This window comes from Bifidobacterium jacchi, from assembly GCF_009078285.1.
In the GTDB taxonomy this organism is placed as follows: domain Bacteria; phylum Actinomycetota; class Actinomycetes; order Actinomycetales; family Bifidobacteriaceae; genus Bifidobacterium; species Bifidobacterium jacchi.
Genome location: NZ_RQSP01000027.1, coordinates 18,280 through 34,982 on the forward strand (window position 1 = coordinate 18,280; position 16,703 = coordinate 34,982).

General features: G+C 64.0%; 11 protein-coding genes. 10 read left to right on the forward strand and 1 reads right to left on the reverse strand.

Translation table 11 applies throughout. From position 1 onward, the window contains the following. Positions 1-8 precede the first annotated feature (8 nt). The 6 genes from EHS19_RS07640 (at position 9) to EHS19_RS07665 (ending at position 8,851) form a co-directional block, all read left to right on the forward strand. Positions 9-1,352 carry an APC family permease gene (locus EHS19_RS07640; RefSeq protein WP_151917175.1) on the forward strand — a complete coding sequence of 448 codons (1,344 nt, stop codon included), beginning with the start codon at positions 9-11 and terminating at the stop codon, positions 1,350-1,352. 1,153 nt (positions 1,353-2,505) lie between these two features. Continuing rightward, on the forward strand, positions 2,506-3,726 hold the full coding sequence (locus EHS19_RS07645) for a hypothetical protein (RefSeq protein ID WP_151917176.1): 1,221 nt from the start codon (positions 2,506-2,508) through the stop codon (positions 3,724-3,726). 33 nt (positions 3,727-3,759) lie between these two features. Then, positions 3,760-5,682 (forward strand): hypothetical protein, encoded by a 1,923-nt coding sequence (locus EHS19_RS07650; protein ID WP_151917177.1) that lies wholly within the window; start codon positions 3,760-3,762, stop codon positions 5,680-5,682. Positions 5,683-5,685: 3 nt separating this feature from the next. Continuing rightward, positions 5,686-7,302, forward strand: a complete 1,617-nt coding sequence (locus tag EHS19_RS07655; RefSeq protein ID WP_241677149.1) for a dicarboxylate/amino acid:cation symporter — start codon at positions 5,686-5,688, stop codon at positions 7,300-7,302. A 143-nt stretch (positions 7,303-7,445) separates the two neighbouring features. Then, positions 7,446-8,060 carry a 16S rRNA (guanine(966)-N(2))-methyltransferase RsmD gene (gene rsmD, locus EHS19_RS07660; protein WP_151917178.1) on the forward strand — a complete coding sequence of 205 codons (615 nt, stop codon included), beginning with the start codon at positions 7,446-7,448 and terminating at the stop codon, positions 8,058-8,060. A 188-nt stretch (positions 8,061-8,248) separates the two neighbouring features. Then, positions 8,249-8,851 carry a nitroreductase family protein gene (locus EHS19_RS07665; protein WP_151917179.1) on the forward strand — a complete coding sequence of 201 codons (603 nt, stop codon included), beginning with the start codon at positions 8,249-8,251 and terminating at the stop codon, positions 8,849-8,851. Positions 8,852-9,080: 229 nt separating this feature from the next. Here the strand turns inward: EHS19_RS07665 and trmD are convergent, their stop codons facing one another. Then, positions 9,081-10,019, reverse strand: coding sequence for a tRNA (guanosine(37)-N1)-methyltransferase TrmD (trmD, locus tag EHS19_RS07670; protein WP_151917180.1), 939 nt, complete (start codon positions 10,017-10,019; stop codon positions 9,081-9,083). Positions 10,020-10,277: 258 nt separating this feature from the next. Between trmD and EHS19_RS07675 the strand changes: the two genes are divergently transcribed. From EHS19_RS07675 to EHS19_RS07690, 4 genes are all read left to right on the forward strand, one after another. Continuing rightward, positions 10,278-11,282: an ABC transporter permease gene (locus EHS19_RS07675; RefSeq protein WP_151917181.1), complete on the forward strand. Its 1,005-nt coding sequence runs from the start codon at positions 10,278-10,280 to the stop codon at positions 11,280-11,282. Next, positions 11,279-12,283 (forward strand): ABC transporter permease, encoded by a 1,005-nt coding sequence (locus EHS19_RS07680; protein WP_151917182.1) that lies wholly within the window; start codon positions 11,279-11,281, stop codon positions 12,281-12,283. Before EHS19_RS07675 ends, EHS19_RS07680 begins: the two co-directional genes overlap by 4 nt. Before the next feature lie 173 nt (positions 12,284-12,456). Further along, positions 12,457-14,118, forward strand: a complete 1,662-nt coding sequence (locus EHS19_RS07685) for an ABC transporter substrate-binding protein (protein ID WP_151917183.1) — start codon at positions 12,457-12,459, stop codon at positions 14,116-14,118. Between the two features lie 145 nt (positions 14,119-14,263). Then, positions 14,264-16,075, forward strand: coding sequence for a dipeptide ABC transporter ATP-binding protein (locus EHS19_RS07690; RefSeq protein ID WP_151917184.1), 1,812 nt, complete (start codon positions 14,264-14,266; stop codon positions 16,073-16,075). Positions 16,076-16,703: the final 628 nt, after the last annotated feature.

Below are 16,703 nucleotides of genomic sequence, written 5' to 3' on the forward strand. Positions count from 1 at the left end.
AATTGCCAATGACGAATACATCGCGCGTATCACACGAATCGCGCATATCGGGGAAAACGTCTGCGTCAGACGAAACGGCCGCATCAGACGAAACACCTGCATCAGACGCGCCGCGTCGCGGCTTGGGTGTCGGATCCCTCACCGCGCTGTCGGCCGGCGGCGTGATCGGCTTGGGCGTGATGTCAATGCCGGGCATCGGCATCGGCATCATGGGCACCGGATTGTGGATCGCGGCACTGATCGGCGCGCTCCTGTCCGCGATCGCGCTCATCCCGCAACTGACCATCAGTACGCACGCCGACTATCCGGGCGGCCATTATCAGCAGCTGCGCGATCTTGTCGATCCGCGCGTGGGCGGCATCGCCGCGTACATCGCCTGTTTTCTGGTATTCGATCTGTCGGCGTATGCGCTGTCCGCCGCACAGCTCGTCGTGACCGCCGACTGGCTGGCGCGCGGCATCGCCGCAATCCTGATCACCGTGTTCGTCGCTCTGCATGCGCTCGGCCCGCGCATCGCCGCCGTGGCGCAGATCGTGCTGTGCGCGGCTCTGGCGGGCGCATTCGGACTATACGCCGCATACGTCGTGCCGCACGTCAACGTGGCGCATCTGCGCGCGGACACGGTGATCGGCACGCCTACGGTTGTGGCGTTCGCGTGCCTGTACATGACGTTCATGATGAACGGAACCGCGATGACGGCGAACTATGCGGCGGTCGCCCGCGAGCCGCGTCGCACGATTCCGCGGGCGATGCTGATCGCGCTGGGCGTTGTCGCCGTGGCCTACGTGGCGTTGTGCGTGATCGATGCGGGGCTGCTGCCGATCGATCGCGTCGCGAACCGTGATCTGGGCGATGTCGCGGCTTCATTCATGCCGCGGTGGGCGCTCGATGCATTTGTCGTCGGCGGGTCGGCGTTCGCGTTGCTGACCACGCTCAACGCGGCGATCGGCTGGATGCTCTATCAGCTGCGCGCCGCCGGTCGCGACGGCTGGCTGCCGGCGGAATTCGGCGCCTCGTCGCGGGCTGGCGGCGTGTCATCCTCGTTGGCGGTGGTCGTCGGTTTCGTCGCCGTCATGCCGGTGTTGGTCGGTGTCTCGACCAAAACCGTGTCGTCCAGCGTCACGATTCTCGTGCTGCTGGTGCAGGCGGCGCTCGCCATCGGTGCAGTACGTTTGGCGCTGCGCTCGCCGGCCGGGTTGCCGCGTCTGGTTGGGTGCGTCGCGGCGGCGATTGTGGACGCGCTGCTGGTGATCTGGCTGTTGTACACGATGAGTCCGCTGCTGATCGTCGGCAACGCGGTATTGCTGATCATTGCGGTCATTGCCGCGTTGCTGCGTTGGCGGCGGCTATAGAAGGTTGATGGGGCAGGAGTCGTCGGATCGGTGATGATACGGCGTGTCGTGATGGTTATTCGGCGGCATGGAAGAGGTGGGATACAAGTGCTGTGGTGGATTGATATGCGGTCATAACAAGCGGGTATAGCGCGGGGCTTGCGGCCGGCGATACGGGCGTCTTACGATGATTGCAGTTCACGGCAGGCGGGATTGTCACCGGTCCCAACGGATGGTGACGAAGGGGAATACGCTGCCGGTCGTGAGTAGTCCCGAGGTGCGGCATAAGGGGTGTCGCGGATTTGGGCCGACGCATACGGTCAGGCGTCGCAACCGAGCAAGGAGCATCCATCATGCATATTCACATGGATTCACACAAGGATTCGTCGAAGAGGTCATTCACATCCTCGGCAACGGCGTACGTGCCGGTGGTGGCGCAGTCCATGATGCCGGATGCGCGTCGAATGCGCATGACGCTGCGTGCACTCCGAATGCGGTAGTGACGAGCACCAGCGCGGCGGATCGTCGAAGGGCCAGCGTCGTCACAGCGCCATAGCTGCGGTGTCGTAGCTGCATCGCCATGAGTTGCATTGCCCTAGTTGCATTGCCACGAGTCGTATCGCCACGAGGCCACGAGGTCTTCAGCGCAAGAAAATCTCGAGCAGATCGGCCATTTCGAAAAAATCTTGCGCTGGCACCTTGGTTAGCGCAAGAGATTCTCGGGATTAAGCCCTGTTTCGAGAAAATCTTGCGCGGGGAGGTGTCTTAGCGCAAGAGATTCTCGGGATCAGGGTTTTGTTCGAGAAAATCTTGCGCTGAGAGCCAGACGGGCAGTGTCATATCAGCCAGACGTCCCCAGAGCGGCGCGCTCAGAGCAATGTCCATCAGCGCAATCCGCAGCGAGGTTCCGCATCACCGCATCACCGCATCACCGCGATGAACCGCCATCGGATCGTCGAAAACCCACAGGTACTCGCTGGCGGGATGCAAGCCGCATCAGACTGCCGCATCAGACGCCGCGTAGGGCTAACGGTCGGCAAGACGAACGACAAGGCCGACGCCGCAAGGCACGTCGGATTCGTCGGATTCCGCCACATGTCGCCTACTACCTCATATCCAACTCTCCACATCCAACTCGAATCGTCCAGGAAGCATCACAAGGAAGGGAAATCACATGTCATCCACATCACAACGCCCGCAGCGCAGGCGCGGCAGAATGCTGGGCATACTCATCGGCTCGGCGCTGGCGGTCGGCGGACTGCAGGTCGCGTTGGGAACCGCCTACGCGATCGGCGACGTATGCGACCTGTGCTCGTCGAACTACAATCCGGTCGCATGCTGCTCCAGTGGCGGCTCTGCCTACGATTCCAACCCGGGCGGCGGCATCGACACGACCGCGCAGAAGGCGCAGTTCGACAGCTACTGCGCGAACTACAAGGCGCAGCATTCTCAGCCGGCAGTCGAAACGACCAAGCCGCAGACCACGCAGAAGCCGGCGACGCAGTCCCAGCAGCAGTCCAAGCCCAGCAACAACACGGGCAGCACCGCAGCCGCGCCGCAGAACAAGCAGCCGGCGCAGCAGCCTTCGAACACCTCGGCATCCCAAGGGCAGCAGTCCGCGCAGCAGACGGCACCGCAGGCCACGCAGCAGTACGCGGCTCAGGGCGGGACCGATACCGGTGCGGCGGCAGCCCCCGCGGCGGGCGGCCAGGGCAACGCTGCTGACAACGCAGCCAAGGAGAACGCCGCCGACAAGGCCGATGACAAGGCCAAGTCGGCATCCGCGGACAAGGCAACTGACAAAGCAGACCAATTCGCCGACAAGAGCGATGCCGAGTCCGATGCGCCTGACGACGCGGATGCCACCGCAGCCACGGCATCGCAGACCAGCGATTCGGCGACCGGTGCCACCAGCGCTTCTCCGATCACCAACGGCACCGAATCGGTGAATCCAGTCGTGCGCATCGGCTCGATCGTACTGCTCGCGGTTGCGGCACTCGGCATCGTCGGTGGCGTGCTGATCGTGCGCCAGCGCCGCGCCCATGCGCTGGCAGCCGCCGGTGCCGGTGATGCCGATGTCGCCGGTGGGGCCGTCAACGTCGGCAATGCCGCTGGCATCGACTCGACGACCGATGCGAACGCCGTGCCTGATTTCACCGTGACGCCGCAGTACGGCGCGACCGCCGCCTCGCAGGCGCAGACCACTGCATTCGGTTCGCAGAATATCGCGACTGCTGCGAATAGCGCTGATGCTGCGCCGACCGCAGTGCTCACGCCGCTGCCGGTCAACGCCGACACCGGCGTGGAGCAGCAGACCACATCGCTGTTCGACTTCCAAACCAATGCGCTGAACGACGGGCAAACCGCCGATCAGTCCAACGACAATCGTCAATGATCACAAGAGACACAAGAGAAGGGAACCATCATCATGACAACCATCACTGAACAGGGCGGCGCCAAGCGTCGCCGCTGGACCACCAGAGCAGCCGCGCTGATCGCATCGGCCGCCGTCGCCCTCGGCGGATTCGCGCTGCCGACCGTCGCCGGCGCCGTGGAACCGACCCCGACCGCCGCCTCCCAGACCCCGGCGACCGAGGACACCGCATTCGACTACTACGCGGGCATCGCCGGACTGCCGTCCGACCACGTGTTCGAGAACATCACGCTGGAGCGGCTTGAGGACATCCTCGCCAACGGCGACGGCAACTATGCCATCCTGATCGGCGGCACGTGGGATGCCAACGTCACCAAGGCGCTGCCCGCCATCGACAAGGCGGCCAAGGCCAACGGCGTCAAGAAGGTCTACAACTTCGACCCGCATCTGGACAACGCCGGGGACACCACGCTGGTGGACATCAACGACAAGACCAACAAGGTGGAGGCGTTCGCCAAGCGCTTCCAGGAGACCATTGGCACATACAAGCTCGAATCGCTGCAAAGCAAGGATGCCTCCAAGGTGGTGGATCTGCCCACGCTGTTCACCTACAACAGGGCCGCGTCCGGCGACCGCGTGCTCTCTCGCATCGCGGGCGCGGCGGCGGTTGCCGACGAGGCGCAGGACGCCAAGGTGCTCTCCGCCATCGCCAACAAGGCGGCCACCCGCACCAACGGCCAGTTCTACGTGGACTACTATCTCAACCATGTCGCGCAGGGCTCGGCAAGCGTCTTCAAGGCCGGCGAGGAGAACAACGTCAACCTCGTCTCCGTCACCTATGGCGAGCTGGAGAAGATCCTCAAGTCCGAAGGCAACCACTACATCTTCTTCGGCGCGACCTGGTGCGGCAACACGTACGCCACCATCCGCTACGTGAATCAGGAGGCGCGCAAGTACGGCGTCAAGCATGTGTACACGTTCGACACCATCCTTGACAACAAGTCCGGCAAGGACTCGCCGTTCCACATTCGCGACAACTACTCCAAGAATGCAACCGGCGACCACCCGCTTGCCGACCTGTACACGCATCTGGTCAACACCTACCTGCCGAACCTTGTCACCGAGGATGGCGTGCATGGTGTGATCGATTCCAAGGGTGTCGGCGCGACCCGACTGCAGGTGCCGCTGCTGCTGCACTACAACAAGGACAACAAGGCGCAGCTTGCCGGAACCGACCAGCCGGCCGGTCCGATCACCGACGAGGTGGTTGACTACCACGGCACGAAGTACAACGTGGACACCAAGCCGCAGCCGACCGCGCTCGAGTACATGCTCACTTGGGTCGGCACCACGTATGACGATGCAAAGATCATTCCCGGTGGCTACGCGATCAGGGGTGACGACCTCAAGCCTGCCAAGAACTATGGCCGCACGGTGAACAACGACCGCGACGCCTACATCGCCCAGCTCGACCACTTCTACTCGCTGATCGCGGCGCGTGCTCGCGTCGCCGAAGCCAAGGCCGTCTCGCTGAAGGGATACGGCGACGCCAAGGTCAAGGCGTACAACGCGGCGATCGCCAAGGCCGAGGCCACGCTGGCGAACAAGAACGCCACGATCGATGCGACCGACGGCGCGTCCGCGGACCTTGCCGCCGCCTACCAGGCGCTGACCGCGCAGGGTGGCAACAACGGCGGTTCCAACAATGGCGGCACCAATAACGGCGGTTCCAATAACGGCGGTTCCAACAACACCGGCAACAACGGCGGCAACACCGGCTCCGGCAACCACAACACCGGCAGCAACAAGGGTGACGGCGGCAATCGCGTGATCTCCGCCGAGACCAAGGGCGGCAATGATTCGCTGGCCAACACCGGCTCGTCGATCACGACCGCGTTCGGCATCGCGCTCGCGCTGCTGGCGACCGCCTCGGTGAGCCTCATCGCCAGCCGTCGCCTCTTCGCCCGAAAGGCCTGAGATATGGGATTGGGACCGCTTTCCTCGATCGATCCCACCGCAGTGGCGGTCTGGGTGGCAGTCATCGTACTGTTCGCCCTGATCGCCCTGCTGCGTGTGGCGCTCAAAGTCAACTTCAGCGTGCTGACGATCGTCGCGCTGGTGCTGGGCATCGCGCTCAGCCTCGCGTTCAACGGCGACGTGACCTCGCTCAACCTGCTGGGCAACATCTACATCAACCTGATCACCGCGCTGGTCGCGCCGCTGATCTTCGTGTCGATCATCTCCAGCATCACCTACGTCGGCAATCTCAGGAAACTGCGCGGCATCGGTCTGCGTTCGGTCGGATGGCTGATGCTGACCAACCTCATCGCCATCGTGATGACGCTGGCGGTCGCGATTCCGCTGCACATCGGCTCCGGTGTCAAGCTCGTCAACGACGAGGCCACCGCCGGATTCCTCACCTCGCAGACTGCCCCGTTCGATCAGGTGGTGCTGAACTTCTTCCCGAAGAACATCATCGGTGATCTGTCCGGTAACCGCGTCGTGCCGATCATCATCACGGCCACCGTACTGGCGATCGCCATCGTCTCGGTCGGACGCAAGCGCAGCGTCGACATCGTGCGCGGCTTCTTCGACCAGACCAAGGACGTGATCTACAAGGCGGTCGGCTACGTGGTCGAGCTCACTCCGTACGCGGTGATCGTGCTCGGCGCCACGTCCACGGCGGCCACCACATCCAAGGCCGACGCGCTGCTCGCCCTGCTCGGCATTCTGCTGCTTGGTTTCGCGCTCAACTTCGTGCAGGCGTTCCTGGTCAACGGCGCGCTGCTTGCGCTGGTCGCCAAGGTGCCGCCGCTGACGTTCTTCAAGGCCGTGCTGCCGGCGCAGACGGCCGCGTTCACCACGCAATCCAGCGTGGCGACGCTGCCGCTGAGCATCCGTCAGATCGGCACGATCGGCGTCGGCGCTGACGTGGCGAACTTCACCACGCCGATCGGCACGACGATCGGCATGCCCGGATGCGCCGGCGTATGGCCGATGCTGTCGGCGGTGTTCACGATCAACGCGCTTGGTCTCGATTATGGTCCGGCGGCCTACGTGGGTCTTGCGATCATCGGCCTGTTCGCCTCGATCGGCACGGCCGGAGTTCCCGGCACGGCGATCGTGACCGCCACCACCGTGTTCACTGCGGTCGGTCTGCCGGTGCAGCTGCTGGTGCCGCTGGTGCCGGTCAGCAATATCGTCGGCATGCCGAGCACGATGGCGAACGTGTCGGCTGCGGTGACCTGCGCGACGATCGTGGCGCGGCAGACCGGCGAATTCGACGATGATGCATTGCGGCGGGCCCGCTCGGCCGGTCGGCATCGCGTGCCGGCTGCGGCTGGTGTCGCTGGGGTTGCTGGTGTCGCGGTTGCGGGGGCCGGCGTTGCCTCGGTGGCATCTCCTGTGGCGTTTGCGGCTCCTGCTGCGGCCGTTGCATCCCCTGCTGCCGGAGCAACTCGGGTGGCGGGCGTGGGAGGCAGTGCGATCGGACGACTGTCGCTGAGCACCTCGACGCTGTCGCTGCATCGTTCCGACGACGATGCGCCGGTGCCGATCGGTGCCTGCGGTGTCGCCGACCACGCGACCGCCGCTTAGCGCAATATCCTTGCCTCCTCTTGACACGCGTTGCCTACGATCGGCCCTGCCGATTCGCAGGCAACGCGTGTTTTGACGTCGGGTGATTCATCGCGACGCTCACGTGGCGCGATCAGCGGCACAGTCGGCGGTACAGTGATTGCATGCATGTGATCTCCGGACGATTCAAAGGCGCGCCGCTCGCCTCGCCGAACGCGAATACGCGACCCACCACCGATCGCACCAAGGAGGCGATCTTCTCCAGACTTGACGCGTGGGATGTGATCGCCGATGCGCGCGTGCTCGACCTGTATGCGGGCACCGGCGCGCTGGGCATCGAGGCCCTGAGCCGTGGCGCTCGCGAACTGGTGTGCGTCGAATCGGATGGTCGGACCGCCACGTTGATCGCCAAGACCCTGACCACTTTGAAGCATGGACGTGCCTGGGCGGCTGCCCCCGGCATCACCGCCCGCGTCATCCGAGCCAAGGCCGAACGCTACGCGGCGGCTGGTTCCGGCCCGTTCGACCTCATTCTCATTGATCCTCCCTACGCGCTGTCCACTGACGATTGCGACCGTCTGCTCGCCGATCTGGCGTCGTCGGGGACGGCGGCCGACGACGCGCTCATCGTACTTGAGCGCTCAGTGCGCTCCGAAGAGCCGTCCGCTCCGGCCGGCTGGGTGATCGGCGAGCGGCGTGATTACGGCGAAACGGCTGTGTACTACATCGAGCGCGATGCCAGGAGCGATTCCGAGCGCGATGGCGAGCTCGGCGAATAGGCGGTCGCTCGGCACGGGTGAATCGCGCGGTTGACAGCCATGCCGTGATCTGGAATTGCCATGCATTTCGCCGAGGGCGAAAGGTTGCGGGTCGGGATGGATGGGCCGTACAGTGGATACCGGCAACGATACCTCGAATAGAGGTATCGAATCGAGATGTGAACAGTCGACAACGAAAGGATGAACCCATGTCGAACTTCGTCGAGGATCTGCGCAACCGCCGCTCGCAGTACGCGCTGACCAGCGCCTCTCCGATCAGCGACCAGGAGATCGTCAAGCTGGTCGAGGACGTGACCGTCGCCGTGCCGAGCGCCTTCAACTCGCAGCCGCAGCGCGCCGTCGTCCTGTTCGGCGACGCCAACCAGAAGCTGTGGAACATCGTCAAGGAGACCCTGCGCAAGGTCGTCAACGACGATGAGAAGTTCAAGGCCACCGAGGGCAAGATCAATGCCTTCGCCGCCGGCCACGGTACCGTGCTGTTCTACGACGACACCGACGTGACCAAGTCCCTGCAGGAGAACATTCCGGCCTACGCCGCCAACTTCCCCGGTTTCGCGCGTGATGCCGCCGGCATGCTCCAGCTCGCCGTGTGGACCGCGCTGGCCGACAAGGGCCTCGGCGCCTCCCTTCAGCACTACAACCCGCTGATCGACGAGGCTGTGACCGCAGAGTTCGGTCTGCCGGCAAGCTGGAAGCTGCAGGCCCAGATGCCGTTCGGCGTCGTCGCCCAGCCCGCCGGCCCGGTCGACAAGCAGCCGGCCGAGGATCGCGTCAAGGTCTTTGGTCTGTAATAATCATCGCGACAAGGAAGGGGCCGGTTTCCGCGATTGCCGTCGCGCAATCCCAGGAACCGGCCCCAACTGTATCCGGCGGCCAAACGCCCTGTACCGCCTGCATCACATATGTCGCGTCAGAAGTTCATTGAGCTCATTGATATATTGCCGGCTCCCCTTGTCTAGCTGGCCCGCGAGGCGGGACTGAGTGGTAGTGAATTCGTCATCGAATTTCTGGTGCAGGATACTACGACTCCCGGGTCCCCGCGTCTGCGGTCGCGCAATCCCGGGAGGCGAGCCTGCGCGGGTGAACCGCCGACACCTCCCAGCCCAGCGCCATCAGCGTCTTGCGATCGGCCTTATCCAATGCATGGCAGTCCAGCGACTCGATCAGATCCGGCCGAATCTCATTCGTCCGGGCCAGCGCCTCATCACGCCGGAACCGATCCACCTTGCCATGATCACCGCTCAGCAGCACGTCCGGCACGCTCAAACCGCGCCAAACCGCCGGTTTCGTATACTGTCGATGCTCCAGCAGCGCATTGGCGCCCGTGTACGACTCCTCGACGATGGACTCCGCATTGCCCATGAATCCCGGCAACAGCCGCGTGATCGCCTCCAGCATCACCGAAACGGCCACCTCGCCGCCGTTGAGCACATAGTCACCGATCGAATACTCGCGTACATCCACGCCCTGAGCGCGATAATACTCGGGAATTCTCGCGTCATACCCCTCATAGCGCCCGCATCCGAACAGCAGATGATCGGCGTGCGACAGCTCGGTCGCGTCGCGCTGCGTGAACAGCGGCGCGGAGGGATTCGGGAAAATCAGCACCGGTGCAACCGTATCCGTATCCGCTGCCGACGTATCCGCATCCGCCGCCGGAGCGACCGTCCCAGCCCCAGCTTCCGACGCAACCGTCCCGGCCGCCGCCTCCGGAGCGTCCGCCTCAGCCCCCAGCCCCAACAGATCATCCAGGCATTCCGCCCACACCTCGGGCTTCATCACCATGCCGGCACCCCCGCCGACCGGCGTGTCATCGACCGAATGATGCACGTCGTGCGTCCAATCGCGCAGATTGTGCGCGGTCACCTCGACCAGACCCCTGGCCTGCGCCTTGCCGAACAGACTGAGGTTGAGCACGTCGAAATACTCGGGGAATACGGAAACGATGTCGATCTTCATGAATCACCACACTATCGTGTGGCCGCAACTGCGCCGCATACGCGCCGTTTTCGGCTCATCGCGCAAAACGTCGCAGCCCTCGTTTAAGCAATATGAACTAAGGCCCTGTGAGCCGGGTATCGAGAAAGTCGATAACCGGCTCGGTCGTTGAGGAAGGCGGCTCGGATAACCGGCCATCAAATTGTTCTGATGACGATCGCGTGCAACCCAGCCGTCAGGCGGGCTAATGCGGTTTCGACACGACGGAGGAGAGCGACTATGAAGGATGCGACGGCGACGGCCACGGCACAGCCCGTGAAGCCGTCGGCAAAGCCTGCGGGAGGGCGTTCCGGCTCAGGGCGTTCCGGCTCAGGGCGTTCCAAGGCGGGGCGTGAAGCCGAGAAGACCCGCTCCCGCTCCCCGTTCCTGCGGCCATCGATTCTCGTCGGCGGCGGCATCGTACTGCTGTTCGTACTGCTGGCCGTATTCGCCGGCCCGCTGTCGGCGATCACCGGCAACGATCCGTATGCCGAGCATCCCGAAACGCTGGGCGACACGTCCGCTCCGGTCGGCTTCGGCGGTGGCATCAGCGCCAGCCACTGGTTCGGCGTCACTCCGCTGCGCGGCGTCGATCTGTTCTCGATCGTCGCGTACGGCGCGCGCATCTCATTGGGCATCGGCCTGTTCTCGTCGATCATCTCGCTGGTGATCGGTGTGACGCTTGGCCTGGTCGCCGGGTATTTCCCCGGTCTGATCGATTCGCTGATCTCGCGCACGATGGACGTGTTCTTCGGCTTTCCGTTCCTGATCTTCGCGATCGCGCTGTCGGCCGTGGTGCCCACGTCGTTCCCGCGTCCGCTGCTGCTGACGCTGGTGCTGGGCTTCTTCGGATGGCCGGGCATCGCGCGTCTGGTGCGCGGGCAGACCCTCACGCTGTCGCAGCGCAATTTCGCGGTCGCATCCCGTGTGATGGGCGCGTCTCCGGCACATGTGCTGTGGCATCAGATTCTGCCGAACCTCATGCCGCTGCTCATCGTCAACGTCACTCTGTCGATTCCGGGGCGCATCGGCGCGGAGGCCGGCCTGTCGTTCCTCGGCGTGGGCATGAATCCGCCGACGCCCTCCTGGGGCCGGTCGATCTCCGATGCGGTGCAATGGGCGCTGGTCGATCCCGCCTATCTGCTGTTTCCGGGCGGTGCGCTGTTCCTGCTCACCTTCGGCTTCAACCTGCTCGGCGACGGCCTGAGCGATGCGATCGATCCGCGTAAGGGGGTGCGTGCATGAGGATTCTCGCCTACATCGGCAAGCGTGTCGCCAGTTCGGTGCTGGTCATCCTGCTGATCACGCTCGCATTGTTCCTGATCTTCTTCCTGCTGCCCACGAATCCGGCGCAGCTGTCGTGCGGCAAGCCGTGCACGCCCGAGCAGCTGAGCCGCGTCTCCGCGTTCATGGGCACCGATCAGCCGTGGTATGTGCAGATGTGGAACTATGTGGCCGGCATCTTCGCCGGGCGCACGTTCGGCAGCGGCGGGGGAGCGGTCGTCTGCTCGGCGCCCTGCCTCGGCTATTCGTTCCGCCTCAACGAGTCGGTCAGTCAGCTGATCGCCGACCGCTTCCCGGTCACTGCCTCGATCGCGGTCGGCGCGGCGGTGCTGTGGCTGATCATCGGCGTCGCGACCGGTGTGTGGGCGGCGCTGAAGCGCGATACGCTGGTCGATCGCACGCTGCTGGGATTGTCGGTGGTCGGCGTGTCGGCTCCGTCGTATCTGATCGGACTGCTCGCGGTGATCGCCTTCGCGCTCAGCGCGCAGATCTTCCCGTCCGGCGGCTACGTCAACTTCTCCGATGATCCGGTCGGATGGCTGTACCATCTGATTCTGCCGTGGCTGGTGCTCGCCGTGCTCAGCGCGGCCGGCTACACGCGCGTCACGCGCACGCAGATGATCGGCGAACTCAGCCAGGACTACATTCGCACCGCGCGCTCCAAGGGCGTGCCCGAATCGGTGATCGTGTTCAAGCATGCGCTGCGCAACGCGATGCTGCCCGTCATGACCATGTTCGGCCTTGATCTGGGCGGTCTGCTCGGTGGCGCGGTGCTCACGGAGAAGGTGTTCTCGATGCAGGGCCTTGGCGCGCTGCTGCTTGACTCCGTCACCAATCTCGACCTTCAGGTGCTCGTCGGGGCGACGCTGTTCGCCGCGGTGCTCGTGATCGTGGCCAACCTGATCGTCGACATCTGCTACAGCCTGCTTGATCCACGCGTCGCCATAGGAACGCGGCGCTGACGATCGGAGCGTCGGTCGGAACGTCGGCATGATCGCGCTGCTACGAAAGCCGTACTTGCCGAAACCGAGCCGCCGAACCAACCACTGTCGAAACCACTGTCGAAACCACTGCCGACCATACTTGCCGAAACCGGAAACCTGATCGGAATCGGCACCAAAAGAGAGGAAAACCCATGAAGATCACCACCTGGCGTGCCGCAGCGGCCGCCGCATGCGCCGCAGTGCTCGCACTGGCCGGCTGCGGAGCGAATGGCAACGGCGCGAATGACGCCAACAAGGCGGGCGTGACCGGCGGCATGCTCACCATTCTCACCTCCGCCACCGAAATGGATCTCGACCCGGCCAAGAGCCAGGGTCTGCCGATCACCTCCAACGGCAACATCTTCCGCCGACTGACCGCGTGGAAGATCACCGAGGGCGGCGAGACCAAGGTCGTGCCCGATCTGGCGACCACCACCGGCGAGCCGAGCGACGACGGCCGCACGTGGACCTACACCCTCAAGGACGGCGTCAAGTTCGAGGACGGCACGCCGATCACCTCCAAGGACATCAAGTACGGTCTGGAACGCTCCTTCGCCGATTCGCTGACCGGTGGCCTGAGCTACCACAAGACCCTGCTGGAGGGCGCGCAGGACTACCACGGCCCGTTCGACGGCGAGGAGCTGGACTCCATCGAAACGCCGGATGACAAGACCATCGTCTTCCATCTCAACGCGCCGTTCGGCGACTGGCCATGGGTCGCCTCGCTCGCCGGATTCACCCCGGTGCCGCAGGGCAAGGGCCCGGCATCCGGCTACGGCAAGAAGCCGGTCTCCTCCGGCCCTTACCGTATCGAATCCAACGAGGCCGGCAAGCAGACCGTGCTGGTGCGCAACGAGAACTGGGACAAGAAGACCGACTCGGTGCGTACCGCAGGCCCCGACAAGATCGTGTTCAAGATGAGCCAGGATTCGTCCGTGGCCGCGCAGTCGATCATGCAAGGCACCGGCGAGGGACGCAACGCGTTCAGCGCCAGCACCGTGCCCGCTGCGCAGCTCGCCCAGGCTCAGGCCAATCCGTCCTACAAGAAGCTGCTGACCACCAGCAGCAGCGGTGCCCTGTCATATCTTGCGATCAATACCGAGCACGTCAAGAACCTGAAGATCCGTCAGGCCATCGAATACGCGATCGACAAGAAGGCGTATCAGACCGCGTCCGGCGGCACGATCGCCGGCGACATCGCCTCGACGCTCATCACGCCCGGCATCGCCGGCCACGTGGACTACAACCTGTACGAGGCCGATCCGACCGGTGACGTGGACAAGGCCAAGCAGCTGATCAAGGAATCCGGCGAGGCGGCTCCCACGCTCAAGCTCATCGCCACCTCCGATCAGGCCGAACTCGCGTCGTCCATCCAGACGAGCCTCAAGCGCGCCGGCATCACGGTGAACATCCAGACGCTCAACTCCGACGTCTATTCGGATGCCTCCACCAATGACAAGGGCGACTACGATCTGGTCATCTCCGGATGGCAGCCGGACTTCCCCTCGCCGTATGCGAACATCTCCCCGCTGTTCGACTCCACGCAGATCGGCAACGGCAACTACAATCAGGCGCGATACAACAACCCCAAGGTCGATGCCCTCATCAAGAAGGCCACCGAGACGATCAATCAGACCGAAGCGGGCAAGATCTGGGCCGAAACCGACAAGACGATCATGGCGGATGCGCCCGTCGTGCCGCTGCTGTACTCGAAGAACACCTTCATCCACGGCTCGAACGTGACCGATTTCATCATCGGTCAGTTCCCCGCGTACCCGGACTACACGCAGGTCAAGCTCGCCAGCAAGAACTGAGTGCGGGTTTTGGAAGCTGGCGGCTGGCTGATGGCTGGCTGATGGCTGGCTGATGAGTGGCTGATGATTGGCGGCTCCCGGTGGCGGACTTCTGTCCGTCCTTCAACCGGAGCCGCCGGCGAAACGAACCGACAAGGAGCATACGATGAGCGAACCGCGCGCGATCGTGACCGTTGACGGACTGTCCGTCAGCTTCGACGACCGGGAGGTGACGCATGGCGTGAGTCTGAAACTGTATCCGGGGCGCATCACCGCGTTGGTGGGCGAATCCGGCTCCGGCAAGTCGGTGACCGCCATGGCGCTGCCGAGGCTGGATCCGTCGGTCGCCACGGTGCGCGGGCACGCGTATCTGGATGCGACCGCTGGGGATGCTGCTGGCTCGGCTGGCGCGGCTGGCTCGACTGGTGCTGCGGTTGATGCCGGTGATAGCGCGGCGGTTGATGTTACTGCCTCGGACCGTGCTGCGGCCGCCGATCGCGGCGACACGCGGCATGACGACATCGATCTGCTGGCCGCCGACGCGCCGCTGCAGCGCATTCGCGGCGAGTACATCGGCACGGTGTTCCAGGAACCGTCCACCGCGTTCAATCCGGTGTTCACACTCGGCATGCAGGTCGCTGAATCGCTCAAATACCATCAGAAGGGGCTTACCGCGGCGCAGCGAAAGCAGAAGGTGCTCGCCCAGCTGCGCGAGGTCGGTCTCGACGATGCCGAACGTGTGTGGTCGTCGTATCCGCATCAGCTGTCCGGTGGTCAGCTGCAGCGCGTGATGATCGCCATGGCCATCATCAACCGGCCGAAGGTGCTGATCGCAGACGAGCCGACCACCGCGCTGGATGTGACCACGCAGAAGGCCATTCTGACGCTGATCGCCCGGCTGGCCAAGGAGCTTGACCTGGCGGTGCTGCTCATCACGCATGACATGGGCGTGGTCTGGCAGGCGGCGCAGGACATGTATGTGATGCATGACGGGGTGATCGTCGAGCAGGGGAGCGTGGATCGCGTGTTCCGCAACCCGGCCGACGACTACACGCGGATGCTGCTGGCCGCCGTGCCGCGGCTGCGTGTTGTCGAGCATGTCGCGGAGCGTGTTGCGGAGCGGGATTCCGGGGAAGAAGGGTCCGGCGATGCTCGCGATGCCGGCGATGATGGTGGTGCTCGCGATGCCGGCGGCGAACTGTCCGTTTTGGGGGATGCCAAGCGGATCGCAGTCGTGCAGGACGTGTCGGTCTCCTACAAGTCCGGCACGTTTGCCGTCGAACACATCTCGTTTGATCTGGCCGTGGGCAGGACGCGCGCGCTGGTCGGCGAGTCCGGTGCCGGCAAGACGACGATCGCCAAGGTCATATCCGGGCAGCTCGCGCCGACGCTCGGGTCGGTGCTGATCGAGGGGCAGGATCTCGCCAAGGCGCACGGTCGGCGTAAACGCGGGATTCTGTCGCATATGGGATACGTGTTCCAGGACAGCGGTTCGGCGCTAAACCCTCGCAAGACCGTTGCATGGAGCATCGCCGAGCCGATGAGCGTGCAGGGCGGATTCTCCGAGGCGGAACGCCGCGCGCGCGTGCTTGAGCTGCTTGATCAGGTCGAGTTGCCGGCCGATGTGGCCGATCGGTTCCCGCATCAGCTGTCCGGTGGTCAGCGGCAGCGCGTCGGCATCGCGCGTGCGCTGTCGCTGAATCCGTCACTGCTGATCGCCGACGAGCCGACCTCGTCGCTGGATGTGACCGTGCAGCGGCGAGTGCTCGATCTGCTGCGCCGGCTGCAGCAGGAGCATGGGTTCGCGTGCCTGTTCATCACGCATGATCTGGGCATTGTGCAGGAGGTGTCGGATGTGATCACCGTGCTGCGGCATGGGCGCATCGTCGAAAGCGGCGCGACCGACCGCGTGCTCAATGATCCGCAGGCCGAATACACGCGCACGCTGCTGGACGCCTCGCCCAAGATCGATCTATAGCCAGTCGGCGTATGGACGTTGCCGTGAAGCAAACAGCGGAGCTGTTTGTAGGCAACGTTGCTCGACGACAGTCGAGCCGGCAGACCGCGCGCGTGGCGCGTCCGTGATTGCGGGGCCGTTGCCGTGAAGCAAACAGCGGAGCTGTTTGTAGAACGTTGCTCGACGACAGTCGAGCTGGCAGGCTGCGCTCTGTGTGTGGTCGGCTTGTCGGCCTGTTCGCCTGTTGTCCGTGAGTCTTTGACGCGGGATGCCGGGTATGTGTTGGCCGCAATGGCGTGTTGGTTGCCAATTGGCAACCATGCTATGGCAATGGGCAAGGCCTTCAGCGGTGTCTACCGTCTTACCTGTCTACTGTCTTACCTGTCTATTGTCTTGTCTGACCCGCGAAAACAAGTCTACTGCGAAACGGATCTGAGGTGCGGCGCGCCATTAGTGTTTCCCGCACTGTACTGTTGGTTGCCAATTGGCAACCAGTGGTCTCGGCGTGCGGTACGCAACGCAAAAAAGCCCAATCGCGTTGCATCCCACTGTGTGCATCCCACTGTCCCGTGGGACGCAGCGCATAAACAGGACAGAATTTCATTGAGTCCCACTGGCATGCCGACCGACAGCAGGCATACCACGAAGG